A 19,156-nucleotide genomic window follows, 5' to 3' on the forward strand; every position below is an offset into this window, starting at 1 on the left:
TTTACACCCGCGCGCCTCGGTCTAACTCGGACCACCTTTTCCACGACATCTGGCGTCGGCTTGCTCAGCAAACGCTTACCAGGCGCCAAACCGCAACCAGCTTAAGCCGAATTTGGCATCGCCGAATTCGGCTTAAGGCATTTTCATGCTAACGGCACGCTTACGATAATGGCCGCTTTTCAACGCACGCCGCGCGAGTGCGCTCCACGCCGGAGCCGTCCGCGAGCGCCGTTCCAGAGGCTCGCCGTCATGCTGCTCCATCTCCTCTACCTGCTCGCGATCGTCGCGGAAGCCATGTCCGGCGCGCTCATGGGCATGCGTCGCGGCATGGATCGCTTCGGTTTGTGCCTCGTCGGCACCGTCACCGCGCTCGGCGGCGGCACGGTGCGCGATGTCCTGCTCGGTCATTACCCCTTGCGTGGATCTCGCATCCAGATTACGTTCTTATTACAATCGGAGCGGCGTCGGTTGCCGCGGCGTGCGCGAAGTGGCTGCGCAACTGGCAAAACCTCTTCGTCGCCGTCGACGCGATCGGTCTGATCGCCTTTACGGTAATCGGTTGCGACGCGGTCGCGACGATGGACGTGAGCCCCGCCATTGTCGTGTTGGCCGGCGCGATCACCGGCGTGTGCGGCGGCATGTTGCGCGACATGCTGTGCAATCAGATGCCGCTGGTGTTGCGTCAGGAGCTGTACGCCAGCATCGCGCTCGGCGCCGGCGCGGCGTATATGGCCTTGCAAGCCTGCGGCGTGGCGCCGGGGCCGGCTTCGGTCGGCGTGCTCGCAGGCGGTTTCGAGGTGCGCATGCTGGCCGTGCGTTTCCGCTGGCAATTCAAAGTGTTCACCGCCGCCGATTCGGGCGGCGCAAGTTAATCGAGCTGTTCGTTAAGCGCATCCAATGATCCAGAAGAAGAAATCGCAGTCGCACGATCCCTACGCACCCGTCGGGAAGCACCCGTTGCTGGCCGCGCGCCTGCCGATGTGGCGTTCGAAATTCATCGTTCTGCTGGTGTTCGGCGCGTTCGCCTCGCTCGCTGGACGCGCGTTCTGGGTGCAGGTGGTGAACCAAGACTTCTACGTCGATCAAGGGCAAAAGCGCTATCAGCGCACCATCGAACTCGACGCGACGCGCGGGCGGATTGTCGATCGCAACGGCTCGATGCTCGCTGTCAGCCTCGCAACCTACGAAATCTGGGCTTCGCCCAAGCTGATCGACGAAGCGGCTGTCGCGCCGCTCTCCAGGCTGCTCGATCTGCCGCTGGCGGAACTGCGCCGCCGTCTGAACGGCAACAAGACCTTCGTCCTGCTCAAGCGTCAGGTGGATGCCGAGACCGCTGGGCATCTGTCGAAACTGGGCCTCGCGGGGATCACGCAGATCGCGGATTCGAAGCGCTTTTATCCTGAAGGCGAGTCGGCGGCGCACGTGGTCGGCTTCACGGATATCGAAGACAACGGCCAGGAGGGCGTCGAACTCGCCGCCAACGAGCAGCTGCTCGGCGTGCCCGGCCAGCGCGAAGTGATCCGCGACCGGCTGGGCCGCGTGGTGTCCGAGACGCGGCCGCTCGTGCCCGCGCAAAACGGCGACACCATCCACCTGACGATCGACCGGCGGATTCAGCAACTCGCCTATGCGCAGCTCAAGGAAGCGATCGCCAGACATCACGCCGAGGCCGGCAGCGTGGTGGTACTCGACGCGCGCAATGGCGAGATTCTCGCGCTCGCCAACTACCCGAGCTTCGATCCCAACGACCGCGCCCGCCTGACCGGCCGCCAGTTGCGCAATCGCGCGGTGGTCGACACCTTCGAGCCGGGCTCGACGATCAAGCCGGTGGTCGTCGCGCTCTCGATCGACGAGGGCAAGGTGCGGCCGCAGAGTGTGATCGATACCGCGCCCGGCTGGTACAAGATCGGGCCGGCCGTCATTCACGACACCTCGAATCATGGCGTGATGACCGTCGCCGAAGCCGTGCAGAAATCGAGCAACATCGCGCTCGCCAAGCTCGCGCTGAATCTGCCGGCTGAAAAGATCTGGACCAAATATCAGGAATACGGGCTCGGTTTGCGCCCGGAATTGACTTTTCCGGGCGTGGCATCCGGCAAGGTGCGTCCGTACAAACGCTGGCGCCCGATCGAACAGGCGACCATGGCGTACGGCTACGGGCTGTCCACGTCGCTATTGCAGATGGCGCAGGTCTACACGGCCTATGCCGGCGACGGCACGATGCATCGCGTGAGTCTGTTGCGCAACGGAACGGACGCGGCCGCGCCAGCCGGCGACAAGGGCCACGCGGTCACGACGCCGGCCACCGCGCGCGCCATCCGCTCGATGCTGGAAATGGCGACCGGCGTGGGCGGCACGGGCCGCGCGGCGACGGTGGAAGGCTACCGGATCGGCGGCAAGACCGGCACGGCGCGCAAACAGGTCGGCGCGACATACGCGAAAAACCGCTACCGCGCGCTGTTCGTCGGCATGGCGCCGATGAGCGATCCGCGGCTGATCGTTGCGGTGATGATCGACGATCCGGCGGGCAAGGCGTTTTATGGCGGGACGGTGGCCGGCCCGGTGTTCAGCGGCGTGACGGGCGGAGCGCTGCAGTTGCTGGGTGTGCCGCCGGATGCGCCGGGCACTTGAGCGCCACCTTCGGGCGGCATACGGGGAGCCAGGCCAGGCTCGCGGTTTCTTTCGCATGCCGTGCGGAAGATTGCCGCGTTGAGTTGCCAGTTGCGTCCAAATGCGTTCATCACGCCCGTCATCCAGTCGCGCCGGTCACGCGAATTCGGTGCGACCTTCAGCTGCTCAGTTCAACGTGCCGTTTCCACATCGCCCGCTTTAACCAGCGCCTCGATGCGATTGCGGCCGTTGCGTTTGGCCTGATACATCGCGCGGTCGGCTTCTTCCATCATCGCGCCGCCCAGTTTGGCCGCCTCGGCCGGCGTGCCGCTGATCGTGCGCGCCGCCACGCCAATCGACACCGTCAGGACGATGCGCTCGCCATGATCGTCCTGCAAAGCCAGCCGTTCGACCGCCAGCCGCACACGTTCGGCGACGGTCAGCGCGTCGGCCCGGTCGCCTTGCAGCAACGCCGCGAATTCTTCGCCGCCATAACGCGCGACGGTATCGCCGAGACGCACCTGTTGCCGCACGCAAGCCGCCACCGCCGCCAACGCGCGGTCGCCGGTCTGATGGCCGTAGGTGTCGTTGATCCGCTTGAAGCTGTCGATATCGATGAACAGACACGCCACCGGCACGCCGTAGCGACAGGCGCGCATGATCTCCTCGCGCATCCGCTCGTCGAAATAGCGGCGATTGGCGAGGCCCGTCAACGAATCGGTCATGCCCAGTTGCTTGAGCCGCTCGCGATGCGCGACGTTGTCGAGACTCGCTGTCACGATGCTCGCGAAGCGCTCGAGAATGTCGGTGGCCATGCCCTCGGCGAAACGCGCCGGGTCGTCGCTGCCGAGACAGAGATAGCCGCTCACGGTATCGCCCGCGGCAAGCGGCAGCACGATTGCGCTCGCGGGTGTCAGGCCGGCGCCGAAGAATGCGCGCCGCGCCGAATCGCCCATGCCGTGCAGATTGCCGAGCCAAGGGCGCCCTTCGTCGCACAAGCCTTGCGCGGCAAGTCCGCCTTCTCGCGAGACCAGCAGCTTCGACTGATCGAGTGCGCGCAAGGCGGCCGGCTCAAGCAGTTCACGCAGCATCGGCGCGCGATCGTCGAGCCAGAGCGTCACGCCCGTCAGCGAAAATTCCCGCGGCAATTGAGTGAACAGCGTGTCGAGAAACGATGCGAAGTCCTGAGCACCGATCAGACGCAACTCGACGTTCTGGAAGCGCCGCAGCGTGCGCTCGTTGTGCTGCACGGTATCGACGAGGGAACGAAGGCGCTCGGAAAGCGGCGTTTGGGCGAGGTTCGTCACGTTATCAGGGGCGTGCCCGAAGGCGAAGCGGGGTTGGCGACCCCAATCGCTGTAATAACGGCGGATTCTGCGAGGGCTTGAGGGTCCGATCGCGGCAACTACGCTTTTACGCGATCCGCTTTTTGCGCTCTTAAGTCTGGCTTAATTCTTTGCTGCAACCATGAGGCACAACATCCCCTGTTGAAGCCGCCAGAACATCGGCGGCGCTTTTTCCCCGGATGTCGACAACGCGCCAGAAGATGGGCTGCAGGCCCGCGAAGAAGGAGTCAAACCATGGTTGAAGACACGGTATTCGAGCATCTGCGCGCCATGCCCGGCAACGAGTGGGTCAGCCAGATTCATTCATGCAAGGTCTCGGACCCGCTCCAGCATCCCTGGGGCCGCTCGTACCGGCTCGTCGAATGGACCATGAAGCACACGCCCGAATCGAGCCGCCGGGTGGTGCCCGCCGAGAGCACGCCGTTAGAGATAGCACAGGCTGTCGTGTCGCACGTGCCGGGCCGCCGTTTTTGCCAGGACGGCAACGAATAACACTGCCAAGCGCCGATCGGCCGCCGCGCACTCGACTCCCTAGCCACTCGCGGCGACTGACGCGCAGTAGTCCAACGCATCATCCAGCCGGTCGTTGCCCCAGAACATCTCGTCGCCGACAAAAAACGTCGGCGCTCCAAAAATGCCGCGAGCCGCAGCCGCTGCGGTCTGTTCACGCAAGCGCAGTTTGTTCGCATCGCTTTGCGCTTCGGCGATGATCTCTCCCGCCGGCAAACCGAGTTCATCGAGCGCTTCGCTCATCACCTCCATCGAGCCGATATCGCGATCATGCGCGAAGTTCAACTGCATGATCTTGCGGCAGTAGGCGGCGATCCATTCGCGCTGTGCGCCGAGCAGCGCCACGCGCATCGCAAGAAGCGCGGCGCGCGGAAACGTGGTGGGACGCTTCAGGGCAATGCCATATTTGCGGCATTGCCGTTCCATGTCCTTCCACACATACGCGCCCTTCTCCTTCTGAAGCACGAACGGCGAGTTGTCGAAACCGAGGTCGCGAAACACCGGCCCCAGCAGGAACGGACGCCAGTGAATCCGCACGCCTCGCGCCGCGGCCTCCGCTTCGATGCGCATGACGCTGAGGTAGCTGTAGTTGCTGCCGAAGTCGAACCAGAAATCGATTTCAGGTTCATGCGTGGGCACGCGCGTTGCTGTCCCGTTCATCCTTGTTCTCCAGTCATACGTAGGCGGACCGCGCTTATGTCTTGCAAAGCTTAACAGTCGGACAGCGCGCTTATCCCTATGATGGCCCTTCACACCGCTACGTCAGATGCTCATAACATGAAGTATCCCTACGACATTCTCACCGCCGCGTGTCTGTTCATCATCGTGGTTTCCACGTCAATCATGCTCGCGCTTTCCTGAGCGATCTACACCCTTTTTCACGGCGATGAATCCGGGAACACGCTCTACGCGTTCCCCGTAAAAGACGGGATATACTGTACATATATACAGTACTTTTCGTCTGAGCAATGCGTCTTCCACCTTTCGAACCTCCCACGCTCGCCGAGCTGCGCGCCTGGTGGCGCACGCGCGACGAGCAGGCCGTCCAGCGGCTCATCCTCGAAATCCAGCGGCAGCGGCTCACGCTGCTGGAACTGCGCAGCCTGATCGACGGCGGCGTCCAGCAGGCGCGCGCCTCGGATCGCACGCTGGTCGAGCGTGGCGAACCGTTGATGACACTGCGCATCAGAATCGCCCAGGAAGTGCTGCGGGTCGGCGACATCGACGATACGCGGCAAATGAGCCGCGCCGAGCAGGAAAGGCTTGCGGTTCGCACCGAAAGCCAGATGGAATACGCGCGCGAAGGCCGCCTCAGGCGACAACGCCGCAATATCTAGCGCGGACGCAACCTCGCTGCCGCTGCGATTAAGCGAACCCGCGCCGTTCGATCAACGCGTTTGCGTGGCCACGCGCAGACCAAGCGAAATGAACAGCACGCCGATGATCTTGTTCTGCCAGCGCGTCAGCCACGTCAGACGCTTGACGAATTTGCCCAGCGGACGAATCGTCAACACGATCAGCGTCGTATAGAGCGCGCTCATGCCGACAAAAATCAGCCCGAGCGTGGTGAACTGCAGAAACGTGGAACCGTGTTCGGGGCGCACGAACTGCGGCAGAAACGCGAGAAAAAACAGCGCGGTCTTGGGATTCAATACTTCGGCGGGAATGGCCTGAAAGAATGCTTTCGAGGCGGACACCGGCGCGACGGCCGGCATGTGCGCGCCGGCCTGTTTCTCGCGCAACGCGCGAACGCCCAGATAAACCAGGTAGGCGGCGCCGACGAACTTGACCGCGTTGAAGGCCAGCGCCGAAGTCATCAGCAGCGCCGAGAGACCGACCGACGCGCCCAGCGTATGAATGAAATCGCCAACCGCAATGCCGAGGCCAGTGAGAATGCCTGCCTTACGGCCGCCATGCACGGTGCGCGTCAACACCAGCAGCACAGCCGGACCCGGAATCAGAAAGAGCCCGAGAACAACCGCAACGAAAGTCCCTAACGTGGATAGGTCGAGCATATTGTCTCCTTGATGACGCGCTGGTTTCGGCAAACCAGGCGCGCGCGTTCAGCGGATGATTGTAGACGAATGGGTGATTTCTGATTGGCGCGCACCGCGCCTGCCGTCCGGCGCATTGCCATGACTCACACGATGAACGCGCGACGAGCGGGCCGGCACAATGCACGCCGCAACCCAGGCGCACAGGCCGTGCGGGCGTGTATCGGAGAGACTGCGTCAGCGGCCGCCGATCCGTTACCATGGCGGGCACGACGCCGCGTGCGGTGCGTACTTTTTATCTACCGAACTCCTTGCCTTGCCCACTTACACCCTGCCCGCGCCGTTGAGCGCGGAACTCGAGATACGGAAGAGCCGATTTATTGCGTACGCGATACCGGTTGCCGACCGCGACGCCGCGATGGCCGAGTTGCGGCGCCTGCGCGACGAGCATCCTGCCGCGACGCATGTCTGTTGGGCGCTGCTGGCCGGCGGCCAGTCCGGCATGTCCGACGACGGCGAGCCTTCCGGCACCGCCGGCCGGCCGATTCTCGAAGTGCTGCGGCATCACGATCTGGACGGCGTGCTGGCCGCCGTCGTGCGCTACTACGGCGGCGTGAAGCTCGGCGCCGGCGGCCTCGTGCGCGCGTACACCGATGCGATCGCTTCGGCGCTGCTGGATGCGCCGCGCGTCGAGCGGATCGCGCAGGTTTCGCTGACCGTCGAGGTCAGTTACGCCGACGAGGCGAAAGTGCGCCGATGGATCGATGCCGAAGGCTATGCGCTCGTGGACAGCGCCTACGCGATGCTGGTGAAGATGACGATCCGCTTGCCCATCAACGCGCTGGACGATGCGCAGCGGGCGTTGGTGGATATGACTCAGGGAAAAGCCGGCTTCTCCTGACGGCGTGGCGTGCCTCGCCCCTGGAAGGAACCGGGTGTTCCCTGATTAAGAGATGCCAGGGTCCGGGCCGCTGTTACCATGTCGGCTATTCCCCCGGAATGACTCAATCTAATAGGTAACTGCTCTGACCTCGACCGCCGCTTTTTCCAGCACAGCGCCTGAGTCGCCGCATCGGAGCGCGTCTGTGCCGCAGTCGCTCAATGCCACGCGTTCACCGTTGAGCTCGACCGTGCTCAAGGGATGCGGCACGATCGCGCTGCCGTTGATGCTCTCCGCCTGTTCGTGGTCGTGGTTCGGCCTGAATAGCTCGGCACGCGCGGTAGGGCATCCGACCGGCTGGCTTAGCGTCGCCCCTGCAAGTGACTTCGCCTACATGCCCGCTCGCAGCGGACAAGTTTCGCCCAACCGCATCGAAAACACGGCGATGACGGGCATCGTGCTCAAGAACGACATCAATGAAACCGTGCGCAACGGCATTGTGAAGAGCCTGCGGGTTGCCGGTTTTCATCTCGACGAGGGCAAGCGGGTTCTCAGCGGCAGCATCGAGAAATTCACGGTGGACGACACGCGCTCGCCGGCGTTCTGGACATTGAAAATGCGCTACGTAGTGACCGACGCCGCGACCCAGAAGGTTGTGTTTTCAACCACCAAGACGGTCAAGCAAAAATCGCCGAAGTTCACCAGCAGCACCATCGCCATTGAAGATACGGTCAAGCTGAGCGTCGACGCGTTGATCGGCGATCCGGGGTTTGTCAAAGCGGTGAATTAAACGCACCCTCGACATCGGCCTCACCCGCATCGGTACAATCGCACCAGGGTGTCGCGCGCGCCGTCTTGCCGCGCGGCCCGTCGCAGTTGCGTTCTTTCTATGTGCGAGCCGTCATGTCTATTACCGCCTGGCTGTTCTTTCTGCCCGCCTGCTTCGCGATCAATCTCGCGCCCGGGCCCAATAACCTGCTGTCGATCAACGTGGCGGCGCGTCATGGTTTCATGACCGCGTTCGTCGGCGGCACGGGGCGTCTGGTTGCATTCGCGATGATGCTCGTGCTTGCCGCAACCGGTCTCGCTGTCGTGTTGCACGCGTCGGAGTGGTTCTTTCTCGCGATCAAACTGGCTGGCGCCGGTTATCTGATCTGGCTGGCCATTCAGTTGTGGCGCAGCGATGCGCCCACCATCGACACGACGCAGCAGGAAGATGCCTCGCTTGCGCGGGTCGCACGCAGAGAGTTCCTCGTCGCTGCCGGTAACCCGAAAGCCATTCTGGTTTTTACCGCGTTCTTGCCGCAGTTTGTCGATATCGCGAAGCCAATGTTGCCGCAGTTTGCGGTGCTGGGGGCGAGTTTTCTGGTGTTGGAGTGGTTCGCTATCGCGTTGTATTCGTGGGCGGGGATGTATCTTGGGAAGTGGTTGGTGCGCGCGAGAGTCAGGCGGTGGTTTAATCGGTGCTGTGGGGGGTTTCTGGCGGCAATTGGGGTGGGGTTTTTGATGGTGAGGCGGGGGTGACGAACTCCGAAATTCAGACGCTTCGCCGCGGCTGGACGATTCGCGCCGGCACGCCCACTACGGTCACGTCCGGCGGCACATCGAATGTGACCACGGCATTCGCGCCGATCTTCACGTTCTGCCCAATCGTCACCGGGCCCAGTATGCACGCGCCCGCGCCGATCAAAACGTTGTCTCCGATCACGGGCGCACCGGGTTGTCCACGGCCTCCAATTACAACGTTGGGCGAAATCACAATATCGTTACCTAGCACCGCTTGCCGGTGCACGACGATACCGAGCCCCTGATAACCGAAAACCACGTTGCGCCCAACTGTCACCGACGGCGGCAGCGATACGGAAAACACTATTCGGTTAAAAACCTTCAGCGCCCACGGCAGAAAAGGCACGCGCAATCGATGAAGCAAATGCGCGATGCGATAGATGTGCAGCATGAAGAACTTCCTTCTAATATAGCCGGCGCGCTCGGCCGTCCCGCTACCGTGGAACCAACAAGGCCTTACCCAACATAACTGCGAACTTGCTGTTCGTGACAAGATAGCGGCGCCACATGCGACGCGGTTCTTGCAGTACACGAAAGAGCCACTCCAAACCTGCCGTTTGCATCCAACGAGGCGCGCGACTGACTTTCCCGGCTACCACATCGAAGGTCCCGCCAACGCCCATCACAAAATCGACGCCGAGCGTTTCCCGCCAGCGGTTAATGAAATTTTCTTTGGTCGGTGATGTGATGGCCACGAACAACAGCCGTGCGCCGGATTCGCGGATCTGGTCAACCACACGTTGGTGGTCGTCGCCGAAGTAACCATGGTGGTAACCGGCAATCCTAAGACCGGGATACCAGTCTGCGCATAGCATGGCAACGCGTGCCACGACCTCATCGGTCGCGCCTAGCAGATACACGGGGAACTCCTGCCTTGCGGCTTCCGCCAGCAGTCTGCTGAATAGATCGACGCCCGCGACGCGCTCTGGCACAGCATACCCAAGCGCCCGGGCAGCCCACACGATGCCCATTCCATCAATACTAATCATGTCGCAGCAACGGACCGATTTGGCCAGTTCCGTGTCGGTCTGCATATGCACGAGTTTTGCGACATTGACCGCAACGTGCTGGGTGAACTGCCTTGCAGCAATGCGAGTTGAAATCTCGGCAACCGTTTCATCCATTGTCGCCGTGTCCATTGGACATCCGAATACTTCAATGCGCTTCATACAAACCATTCTCTATGTTCGTTTGCATCTGCTCGCGAATCGCACGCAGCAGATGCTGCGTTCATTTCTTCGATACGGAGACTGGTCCGAAGAAAAACGTAATCTCGCTGACGTCGGATGGAGAACTGTTCCACGCCGATTTGTACAGCCCCAATTTCAGGTAGGCATCCTGAACGCCAGGATAGGCATTTGGTATCCCCTGCGATGCAAACACTGAACGCCCGTCCTTCCACAATTGAGTCGAAGCATGGTGACCGGAATCGTCGGCGATATAGCGCAGCGACCAGTTCACCCACTTGCCCTGGTCCGCGTCGGCGCAGCACAGCCATTTCCCTGCGGAAACGGTCGAAGTATTCGCCCCGCCGCGCTCGGAAATGGCATACCGATTGCCCTGCAGACTCAAAGCGATTGTCGGACCGCCCGTCCGTTCGCCCTGGTGCACCTGAGTAATGATGACCGCCTGTTTGTTATCGAAGGAGGCCCCGGCGGGTATGAACGTACTCCATCGCAGCAAATAATCCGGTCCCTGCGCAAAGCTCACTGCCTTTGGAAAAATCAACTCTGCTCGGGGAACACCGTTCGCGATCTTTGAAAAGTCTTCGGCTCGGTTCACGTGAACACGCACGGCTTTTCGTCCGGCTACGACTGGATCATCGACCACGGCAATATCGCCAGGATTCGCCTGAATGGCAATGCCGGTGTCAATGCCGCCTTTCCATTCCGTCGAGAACAGTTTGTCGTACGTGCTCGCCAGCGCAGTCATTTGCGTCTCGGTCCAGGTAACGCTCACATCTTGCGCGACGGCAATACCACATACGATTCCCAAGAGACATGTCAGTGTCCAGCGATACATCGGCATACAACTCATATAACTCAATCTCCTTCGCATTCACTCACTGCTCGGTAACAGTGAACATACTGTCTGACGACTGCGTCGACGGAATAGCGACTCAGGGCTCTCGCGACGCCTTGCCGCCCCATCGTACGTGCGAGTTCGGGACTTTCCACGAGGTTGCGGATCCTCTCCGCAAGTTCGGCAACGTCCTCGCATGGGACAAGATAGCCAGTCACGCCCTCTTCCACCAGATCAAGGAATCCACCAATGCGCGTGCCGACCACGGGTCGACCGATAAACATTGCCTCGAGCGTCGAAATCCCGAATGCTTCGAAATGGCTCGGCATACAAAATAATGCGGCGTCGCGATAGAACGCGAGCTTGGCGTCGCCCTGCAGCCACCCGACAAAGCTGACCTGATCGCCAACGCCGTGTTCGATCGCTGCGCGCGCCCATCTATCCGTGTCGCCGGCTCCGGCCAGTTTCAGTTGAATCGTCAGGCCTTGCCGGTTCAGCAGCGCCGTCGCACGAAGCAATTCGTCGAGCCCCTTGCCTTCTGTAAATCTACCGGCAAACGCGACGTATGGCGCCATGTCTGCGGCTTTCGCGTCGGAAGCCTCGCGCAAAGCCGCGCCTGCCGCCACCTCGGCGCTATACGCCGTGTTCCCGATCACATACAGATTGCCCGTAATGCCATGACCGCCTCGAAGCTCCGCCGCAATTGCCGACGAGACAGCTACTACGGCATCCGCTCCTCGAACGAAGCCATACACCGCTTTGCGAGTAATCGATCCGCTGCTGACGTAAAACTTCAGGAAGTTGCCGGCGTGAAGATGAAAAATCGTTTTCTTACGGACAAGCCGAGCGAGAAGATACAGCGTAAACTTTCGATAAAACGACCCGCGAACCGACACATGGAAATGAATCAGGTCGACACCCATAAGCAGCACGAACAGAAAACGTGGAATGTCGAGTAGCAGAAAGCACAACAGCGATCTCGCGCTCTGAAAACCATGCGTTTCGAAGATCGCTACCGCTATGCCTGCACGCTGGAACCTCGCTCGTTGCGCATCAAGTTCCGCGAGAACGGAAGCAATGCCGCCTCGCTGACCTTGTCCCGGCCCCACGTGCAGCACACGTAACGCTGGTGCGACATAAGTCGCCTGCGTCTCTCTGTTTTCGCGCTTACTCATCATGTGGTCCTTCTATAAGATAGCGACGATTGCGCGCAGCACGCTTGATGAGTACGGCGATCATGGCCAGATATGGACTAACTATTGCGGACACCAGGATGTGCCCAGCCGTGCAAGCCGTTGCCATCAGGACGATAAAGAACCACCTGCCAAAGCGCGACTCAGCCCCGCCTTCACCGCAGACAAACGCCTTCCCTAAGTCCCCCAAGTAAAAGGCACAAACGGGTAATCCCATTGCCAACACAAGATCCGGCACGTCAATTTCGACCAGATAGCGCACCACCGGATAGCCACCGGTGAGCAGTGGGACATAGCCATCCTTCGCCACCTCGTCCCACACGTTCAAAAACTTGACATCGCGCCCGGACAAAACCATCGTGAGTATCCCGCCACTGTTCACGTGGTCATGCTGGTACATGAAATATTGAAAGCTGAGATCGGCGGCGCTTTGCACCCCCGGCAGTGAGAAATACGCAGCCGCCGCGAGGACAGCCAGCAGCCCAACAAAGGTCAACGCACGCACGGTTGCTTGCGGGACGTTATGCCGGCAAAAGAAGTACGAACAGATCATTGCAATGGTTCCGCCCATTGCGGCTTTCGTGCCGACGAGACAGGAAGCCAGCACGATGGTTCCTACCAGCACGCCACTCCATGCCGACCAGCCGAACGTCAACACTCGCAGCAATCCGTAAGCCAGGCCCACGATCATGAGGGCGGACGCTTCGTTCTGCGCATACACGATACCTTTGTAGCCGGACCGGATCTGCGTATCGGCCCAGTAGCTGCGAAACAGGTCGATCGAAAATACCGCGCCCATCACGATCGCCACCGCGTATGCCAACAGCGTGAGCCGCATAAATGGTTCGAGTTTCTCAAGTTGCCTGTCGCCCATTCCCGATAGGGCCGCAAGGCAAATAAAGAAGGAGAACACCTTCAGAACGAAAACCGCCTGCTGCGCAAACTCTACGCTCGACATATCGGCGAACGCATATGTCGCGGCCGATGCCGTGATTGCCACCATCGCCAGAAGCGCCGTGCGCCAACTCGACAACCGGATCCGCCCACTCACCAATAGAAGCAGCAGTAGTCCGGCTACCATGGTTCCGCGCACGACCAGCGAGAAACGTGCGTCCCCACCCTCGGAGTCGAATCCATGCGCAGCCCTGACCGACAGGAAATCCGCGAGAGGTGACAGCGCGAGACCGCCGGCGAATAAAGCCCATGTGATTGAGGTTGAACTCTGAAGCGCCCACCGTGCTGTCGAAGCGCTCATCCGCCGCGCAATAACGGCGTTACTCATGACGTGCTCTCACCACATCGCTGCCAGATGAAAGCCGCTGCAATGCAACTACGCTCCAGCGAACCGCTGTACGCGCGAGACGGAGAGGCCAAAGTGCCACGACGTGCAGGGACGCGCGTGGCTTTATGCGTGCCTTGCGTTCTTGCTCGATACTGCTTGGTAGCCGCTCGAAGTCTTCCCACACTGCATAGGGACGCAATTCGGCGACGCGGGCGCCGCCCTCATCGCGATGCCACGGCCAGTCGTCGAGCAATGCGCCGATTGGGCCTTCGCTGTAGGCGAGAGCCTGGCGAGCGGCCTGCGCGGATATCCAGTAGCCCACGGACCCGGACGTCCATTGTTTGAACGGAACGCCGACCCGCAATCCGCCAACGCTCGCGCGCCACCTGAGCGGTTCATTGAGGTAGGTCCAAAATGACGCAGCACGGCGCAACTTGGACCGCCCCAGCAGCACAATGCCAGCGACAGCCGCCAACTGAGACTCGTCGGCATGCAACACACGTTCAAAAAAAGCCGGTTCGAGAATCGCGTCGTCCTCGAGGATCACTGCGGCGCACCCGTTGTCCACAATCTTTCGCCACACTGACCGATGACTCAGGAAGCACGCTACCTCAGCGCTAGTCATCGAACGTCCGTAGCGGCGGCGAGCCGCGGTGTCGTCGTAGACTGCATTCAGTTCGCTATGCGTGAGCAAACGCCCATCGACTGCGTCCTCGATACGAAATGCAACGCCACGGCCGGACAGCAATGCCGCGATTGCACCCCGGCGCCCCGAGCGAGGCAGAGATATGACGTGAACAGGTACCAGACTTTCCATCATCGATTCAGCAATTGTGTAAAGTGGTGGCGCAAAGCCGGTTTGCTCAGGAGCATCGAAACGTACACGACCAGCAACATTGCCTCTGCGACAAGCAGCGATACCGCCGCGCCTTGAGCGCCGAAGCGCGGCGTCAGAACGATCGCCAGCCCGACGTTCAGCACACCTGCTGCCAGCATCGACAGCGACCGGAAACGAGCGTTGCCGAAGGGCACCAGTACTTGCAATCCGAGGAAATAAGCCAGATTGCCGAAGACAGTCGCGAGGCAAAGCATATTTAGGAGCGACGCGGCACCTGCATAGCCGCCGCCCAATATCAACGTGGTAAGCGGTGCCGAAATGCGGCCGACAACGATCAGTCCGGCAAGCGTGGCCAATACTGTGGCGAGCGCACCGACCACCGTCAGCCGGGCGGCGGACCTGGGCTGCACATTGAACAACGAAGTGATACGCGGGTAGCAAACCGTATTGATTTGCGCGGGCACCATGTTGGCGACGGTCTTGAGCTTGTCGGCGGCCGTATAGATGCCCACCTGATATGGCGTCGTCATTGAAGCGAGGATGACCGCGTTCGTCACGCCGAAAAGACTCACAGACGCCGACGAAACGAACATGTCGGCACTTTCCTTGATGCGCTGCATCGCCGAGCGCGCCGAAACGGAAGGGCGTCGCAACACGCCCATGCGCCGTGCGGCGACCAGCGAGAAAACGCCCGTGCAAACCGCCGCCCCTCCCTGAATTCCGGCTGCGAAAGCGACATCGTCACTGTCACGCACGAAGACGAATGTCAGCGGCAAAGCCGCAAAGCGGCCAGCCAATGCTACTGTCGCAAATACCGGAAAACGCTCCAACCCTTGTAATAGCCAGTTCAATGTAAAGACATTGCCGATGACCATCGGCCAGGCTGCGAGTACCACAGGAAACACCGAAGCCAGCTTGCGATCGTAGTGCGCAACGACAAGCAGCACGGAAAACGCGATCACACACAGACTCGCTTTCGCGGCCATCGTCGACCATACAAGTTCGTTCAGCGCCTCCGGATCCCCCCGGCGCTCGACCACCGCTTTGGGACCACTGAGGAAAAATCCCCATTCGGTCACGAGCATGCCGTATGTAGCAATCGCCGTCGCATAGCCAAGCATGCCGAAATTTTCGGCCCCGAGCACACGCGTCAGATACGGGAAGGACACAAGCGGTACGAGATAGTTGCCGATCTGCCAGACCATCATCGCGACGAAGTTCGTGCGGATGCGGGGCGCGTTTGGCACCTGCATGTTGCCCACGGCGCGCCGATCACTCACGAACGGCTCCAATGGAGCTCGACGAGCGGAGCGGTCGATCACGCATGCGCCAGCACCCCACGCGTGTCGATCACCACCTTCGCCTGAAAGCGAACCGGGTCCACGCGCCGGAACTGCGCATGGTCGACCAGAATGACAATGATGTCCGCCTCCAGCAACGCTTCGTTCAATTCACAGAGGCGGGTTCTGCCATCGAGCGACGCCGGCAACGTCCTCACATTCGGTTCGACGACCACCACCTGGCCTGCGAATCTTTCCGCCAGTTCGTCGGCGATTTCGACGGCCGGGCTTTCGCGCAGGTCGTCGATATTCGCTTTGAACGCCAACCCGAGACACGCAATCACCGGATCCTTGAAGCGCCCCGCCGCGCGCTCCACGCGGTCGACCACATAGCCCGGCTTTGCGTCGTTGACCGTTCGCGCGGTGCGAATCAGGCGAGCCTGGTCCGGCGCAGAGTCCACGATGAACCACGGATCGACGGCGATGCAGTGCCCCCCCACTCCCGGACCCGGCTGCAGGATGCTCACCCGCGGATGGCGGTTCGCAAGACGGATCAGCTCCCACACGTTGATATCGAGCTTGTCGCAGATGATCGAAAGTTCATTCGCAAAGGCGATGTTGACGTCACGGAATGAGTTCTCCGTCAGTTTGCACATCTCCGCTGTACGAGCATCCGTCAGGATGCAGTCGCCACGCACGAAGCTTTGATAGAGTTCACGCGCCAGTTCGCTACAGCGCGGCGTCATGCCGCCGATTACGCGGTCATTCTCGACCAGTTCGCGAATCACGTGGCCAGGCAGCACGCGCTCAGGACAATGCGCGATGCGGATCTCCGATTGCTCGCCCGCCTGTTGCGGGAAGGTGAGATCGGGTCGGAGCTGTGCCATCCACGCTGCCATCTGCTCAGTTGTGCCAACCGGTGACGTCGATTCGAGGACGACAAGGTCGCCCTTCTTGAGCACCGGCGCGATCGCGTGACTCGCTGCTTCGATGAAGCGGAGGTCCGGCTTGTAGCCATCGGAGAAAGGCGTCGGCACAGCGATCAGAAACGCGTCCGCAGGCTCAGGCGTGATCGTTGCGCGAAGGTAGCCTTGCGTGACTGCCGCGTGTACCAGCATATCGAGCTCCGGCTCGACAATATGAATGGCACCACGATTGATAGTGTCGACCGCATGCTGACTGACGTCCACGCCAATGACACGTTTGCGGCGCGCCGCGAACACGGCCGCCGTCGGAAGCCCAATGTAGCCGAGGCCAACCACCGAAACAGTTTCAAAATCCATTTCTTTTCTATATCCGTAAACTGGGTGTGCTCGCTCAGACCGTCAGAGCCGGACCGAAACGTTCTTTTTAATTAGCACGCTCGCAATGCGAGCGCAGGAATGGCCGTCGCGTGGCGCCGTCACTAAATGCTGCAATCCGTCATGCGGATTTTTCAGCCCCGTATTCGGAGAACGCGCCGTATGCACTGGCCCGCTGTGGAACAGCGTTCAGCAGAACGCCGTCGACGGCATGGCCGGCGCTACTCAGTTGACGCACGCTTTCCTGGAGTTCGGCGGCAGAGTGCCGCCCGTGACGAATCACGAGCAACGTCAGGCCCGCGTGCTTGCCGATCAGTACCGGGTCGGTCACGGCCAACACCGGCGGCGAATCAACGATGACCACGTCGTACTCCTTGCTGAACTGTGCGAGCAAGCTCCCGAAGGAATCGCTCATCAGGATTTCGGCCGGACTTGAGGCAACGCTGCCACTCATCAGTACGTCGAGGTGGGGCAAGACCTGGTAGTGCACCGCGCTTGACGGCTCGACTCCGCCGATCACGTCGGACAAGCCCGGTTTACTCGGGAGCGAAAAGTATCTGTGCACGTCGCCTCGGCGCATGTCCGAGTCGACTAGCAACACACGTTTACCGCCAGCCGACAGCACCGTGGCCAGATTCACCGAGAGAAACGACTTGCCGACGTCCGGCCGTGGCCCCGTCAGCATCACGATGTTGTTGTGCGATTTGAGCAAGCCGAACTGCAACGCCGTTCTCAAACTGCGGATGCCTTCCACTGCCACGTCATCAGGTTGAGCCACCGCGAGCACGTTCAACCCAGACCCGCCGCCACGAGCCGACTGCTGCAAGGTCCGCTGCCGCGCGCTTCGAGACACGATCGCGTACACCGGCACGCCGACCGCTCCTTCGATTTCCGATGGCGTCTCGAGTCCACGATTCAAAGTACTGCGCACAAATGCGATAGCGCATCCAAGCACCACACCGATCAGGCCTGAAAGCGCGATCACCAGTGCTTTCTTCGGTTTGACCGCTTTTTCGGCCACCTCCGCGTAGTCGATCGTGTGGACGTTGCCCAGTTGGCCCGCTTTAAGCACACGCAACTGCTGCGTGCTATCCAACAGCTTGGTGTACAGGTCGGTGTCGACCCGCACGTCGCGCATGAGACGCAGCGCCTGTTGCTGTATGTTCGGCAACGCCGCCACTTTCGCGCCGAAGGAGCGTTGTTGTTCCTGCAATTCGTCGATCTGGGCATCAATCGCCTGGATAGACGGGTGTTCCACCGTGTATCGCTGCGCGAGCGCGGAGCGTTGCTGCTGCAACTCGATCAGTTTAGTTTTGCTGTCGACAATCGATTGCAACAGGAGCTTGCCTTCTGTTTCCAGATCGACAGTGCCGTTCTGCGTGCGGAACGCGTTATATCTGGCTTCAGCGTCGTCGAGGTCTGCGCGTAGTTGGGGAAGTTGGTCAGCGAGAAACTGCAGCATTTGCTGCGCTTGCGCGGACTTGCGGTCTACATTTCGCTGAACGTAAATGCTCGCCACACGGTTCACGGTAGCTGCGGTCCTCGCAGCATCCTCGCCTTCGAGCGAGACTGCGACTATGCCCGACTGTTTGGCCTTCTCGTTGATATTGAGCGCGCTTTGCAGATCCGCTGTCGTCAGCTGCGTCGAGGACCTCTTCAGATTGAACGACGTGCCGACGCGCGCAATCATATGATCCACTCTCAACTGAACAGACCCGAACCGTGTGACGCCCTGCTCCGCAATGCCCACGTGGCCGCGCAGCACCGTATGGCCGTCCGCATCGCGCAGTTCGAACGCCTGCCCGGCTCCGACCATCAATTTGAAAGGCTGATCGTAGAGCGCAGCGGGAACGTCGAATTGAGCCACGCCTAAAGTCTCCCCGCCCCAGGCGAAACTGCTTAACCCCAGGAAGGCGCTCGCTGGACTGCCAGGGAGTGCCTGCCGTGCGATCAGCGCGCCAATCAGCGGAAATCGGTGTGGCGTCGCGTTGACGTCGAGCTGCAAACTCCGGACAGTTTCTTCGACTACCATTCGCGAACGGATCAGTTCAATCTCCGCGTCGGTCGATGCCTTGCTTTGGAACAACGACGCGAGCTCGCCGAGCTTGTCGTTGAGCGTGTCGCTGCCTGAGTTGCTGTCGACCTGAATCGTTACATCGGCTTTGTACAAAGGCGTGCCGAAAAATGCATAGGCAATGCCGAGAAATAGCATTGCCGCAGTGGTCAACGCGATCAAAAGCCGATTCTCGCTCAACAATGCGATGACCTCGGACAGCGTGATTTCCTTTTCGCCCAGCGCGTCGGCCGAGCGTTCCCGATCAAGTAATTTCATGA

At 60.8% G+C, this 19,156-nt stretch carries 19 protein-coding genes and 1 pseudogene; 7 read left to right on the forward strand and 13 right to left on the reverse strand.

Annotated elements, in window-relative coordinates; translation table 11 throughout:
• Positions 1 to 132: 132 nt before the first annotated feature.
• Entirely contained in the window at positions 133 to 408 is a 276-nt protein-coding gene (locus BPHYT_RS39270; RefSeq protein WP_238535804.1) for a hypothetical protein, read from the reverse strand.
• On the opposite strand from BPHYT_RS39270, the pseudogene BPHYT_RS29760 reads away from it, so the two are divergent.
• Positions 295 to 872: pseudogene (locus BPHYT_RS29760) on the forward strand (trimeric intracellular cation channel family protein). The gene BPHYT_RS39270 and the pseudogene BPHYT_RS29760 sit on opposite strands and share 114 nt — an antisense overlap.
• A gap of 25 nt (positions 873 to 897) precedes the next feature.
• Positions 898 to 2,631, forward strand: coding sequence for a peptidoglycan D,D-transpeptidase FtsI family protein (locus BPHYT_RS29765; protein ID WP_012427842.1), 1,734 nt, complete (start codon positions 898 to 900; stop codon positions 2,629 to 2,631).
• A gap of 170 nt (positions 2,632 to 2,801) precedes the next feature.
• On the opposite strand, the gene BPHYT_RS29770 is transcribed toward BPHYT_RS29765, so the two are convergent.
• Positions 2,802 to 3,917, reverse strand: coding sequence for a GGDEF domain-containing protein (locus BPHYT_RS29770; RefSeq protein ID WP_012427843.1), 1,116 nt, complete (start codon positions 3,915 to 3,917; stop codon positions 2,802 to 2,804).
• Positions 3,918 to 4,190: 273 nt separating this feature from the next.
• Between BPHYT_RS29770 and BPHYT_RS29775 the strand changes: the two genes are divergently transcribed.
• Positions 4,191 to 4,448, forward strand: a complete 258-nt coding sequence (locus tag BPHYT_RS29775) for a DUF2866 domain-containing protein (protein WP_012427844.1) — start codon at positions 4,191 to 4,193, stop codon at positions 4,446 to 4,448.
• Between the two features lie 39 nt (positions 4,449 to 4,487).
• Here BPHYT_RS29775 and BPHYT_RS29780 read toward each other — a convergent pair whose 3' ends face one another.
• On the reverse strand, positions 4,488 to 5,126 hold the full coding sequence (locus tag BPHYT_RS29780) for a 2-hydroxychromene-2-carboxylate isomerase (protein WP_012427845.1): 639 nt from the start codon (positions 5,124 to 5,126) through the stop codon (positions 4,488 to 4,490).
• A gap of 308 nt (positions 5,127 to 5,434) precedes the next feature.
• Here BPHYT_RS29780 and BPHYT_RS29785 point away from each other — a divergent pair, with 308 nt between their 5' ends.
• Positions 5,435 to 5,803, forward strand: a complete 369-nt coding sequence (locus tag BPHYT_RS29785; RefSeq protein ID WP_012427847.1) for a hypothetical protein — start codon at positions 5,435 to 5,437, stop codon at positions 5,801 to 5,803.
• A 51-nt stretch (positions 5,804 to 5,854) separates the two neighbouring features.
• Here the strand turns inward: BPHYT_RS29785 and BPHYT_RS29790 are convergent, their stop codons facing one another.
• Positions 5,855 to 6,481: a LysE family translocator gene (locus BPHYT_RS29790; protein WP_012427848.1), complete on the reverse strand. Its 627-nt coding sequence runs from the start codon at positions 6,479 to 6,481 to the stop codon at positions 5,855 to 5,857.
• Between the two features lie 295 nt (positions 6,482 to 6,776).
• On the opposite strand from BPHYT_RS29790, the gene BPHYT_RS29795 reads away from it, so the two are divergent.
• The 3 genes from BPHYT_RS29795 to BPHYT_RS29805 all read left to right on the forward strand — a co-directional run bounded on the left by BPHYT_RS29795 (position 6,777) and on the right by BPHYT_RS29805 (position 8,864).
• Complete coding sequence (locus tag BPHYT_RS29795; protein ID WP_041759248.1) at positions 6,777 to 7,361, forward strand: IMPACT family protein; 585 nt, start codon at positions 6,777 to 6,779, stop codon at positions 7,359 to 7,361.
• A gap of 229 nt (positions 7,362 to 7,590) precedes the next feature.
• Positions 7,591 to 8,130 (forward strand): hypothetical protein, encoded by a 540-nt coding sequence (locus BPHYT_RS29800; RefSeq protein ID WP_041759741.1) that lies wholly within the window; start codon positions 7,591 to 7,593, stop codon positions 8,128 to 8,130.
• A 113-nt stretch (positions 8,131 to 8,243) separates the two neighbouring features.
• Positions 8,244 to 8,864 (forward strand): LysE family translocator, encoded by a 621-nt coding sequence (locus BPHYT_RS29805; RefSeq protein WP_012427851.1) that lies wholly within the window; start codon positions 8,244 to 8,246, stop codon positions 8,862 to 8,864.
• Between the two features lie 13 nt (positions 8,865 to 8,877).
• On the opposite strand, the gene BPHYT_RS29810 is transcribed toward BPHYT_RS29805, so the two are convergent.
• The 9 genes from BPHYT_RS29810 to BPHYT_RS29850 all read right to left on the reverse strand — a co-directional run bounded on the left by BPHYT_RS29810 (position 8,878) and on the right by BPHYT_RS29850 (position 19,154).
• On the reverse strand, positions 8,878 to 9,297 hold the full coding sequence (locus BPHYT_RS29810; protein WP_012427852.1) for a serine O-acetyltransferase: 420 nt from the start codon (positions 9,295 to 9,297) through the stop codon (positions 8,878 to 8,880).
• A gap of 43 nt (positions 9,298 to 9,340) precedes the next feature.
• Positions 9,341 to 10,075, reverse strand: a complete 735-nt coding sequence (locus BPHYT_RS29815; RefSeq protein ID WP_041759250.1) for a WecB/TagA/CpsF family glycosyltransferase — start codon at positions 10,073 to 10,075, stop codon at positions 9,341 to 9,343.
• Positions 10,076 to 10,136: 61 nt separating this feature from the next.
• Positions 10,137 to 10,838 (reverse strand): heparin lyase I family protein, encoded by a 702-nt coding sequence (locus tag BPHYT_RS29820; protein ID WP_148225160.1) that lies wholly within the window; start codon positions 10,836 to 10,838, stop codon positions 10,137 to 10,139.
• Between the two features lie 110 nt (positions 10,839 to 10,948).
• Positions 10,949 to 12,106, reverse strand: coding sequence for a glycosyltransferase family 4 protein (locus tag BPHYT_RS39750; RefSeq protein WP_407669208.1), 1,158 nt, complete (start codon positions 12,104 to 12,106; stop codon positions 10,949 to 10,951).
• Entirely contained in the window at positions 12,096 to 13,403 is a 1,308-nt protein-coding gene (locus tag BPHYT_RS29830) for an O-antigen ligase family protein (protein WP_012427856.1), read from the reverse strand. The genes BPHYT_RS39750 and BPHYT_RS29830 overlap by 11 nt, the downstream gene beginning before the upstream one ends.
• A complete protein-coding gene (locus tag BPHYT_RS29835; RefSeq protein ID WP_012427857.1) occupies positions 13,396 to 14,223 on the reverse strand; it encodes a glycosyltransferase family 25 protein in 828 nt (275 codons plus the stop codon). Before BPHYT_RS29835 ends, BPHYT_RS29830 begins: the two co-directional genes overlap by 8 nt.
• Positions 14,220 to 15,563 (reverse strand): flippase, encoded by a 1,344-nt coding sequence (locus BPHYT_RS29840; RefSeq protein WP_238535684.1) that lies wholly within the window; start codon positions 15,561 to 15,563, stop codon positions 14,220 to 14,222. Before BPHYT_RS29840 ends, BPHYT_RS29835 begins: the two co-directional genes overlap by 4 nt.
• Positions 15,560 to 16,804, reverse strand: a complete 1,245-nt coding sequence (wecC, locus tag BPHYT_RS29845) for a UDP-N-acetyl-D-mannosamine dehydrogenase (RefSeq protein WP_012427859.1) — start codon at positions 16,802 to 16,804, stop codon at positions 15,560 to 15,562. The genes BPHYT_RS29840 and wecC overlap by 4 nt, the downstream gene beginning before the upstream one ends.
• A 139-nt stretch (positions 16,805 to 16,943) precedes the next feature.
• Positions 16,944 to 19,154 (reverse strand): polysaccharide biosynthesis tyrosine autokinase, encoded by a 2,211-nt coding sequence (locus BPHYT_RS29850; RefSeq protein WP_012427860.1) that lies wholly within the window; start codon positions 19,152 to 19,154, stop codon positions 16,944 to 16,946.
• Between the last annotated feature and the right edge of the window lie 2 nt (positions 19,155 to 19,156).

This window comes from Paraburkholderia phytofirmans PsJN (assembly GCF_000020125.1).
Taxonomy (GTDB): Bacteria; Pseudomonadota; Gammaproteobacteria; order Burkholderiales; family Burkholderiaceae; genus Paraburkholderia; species Paraburkholderia phytofirmans.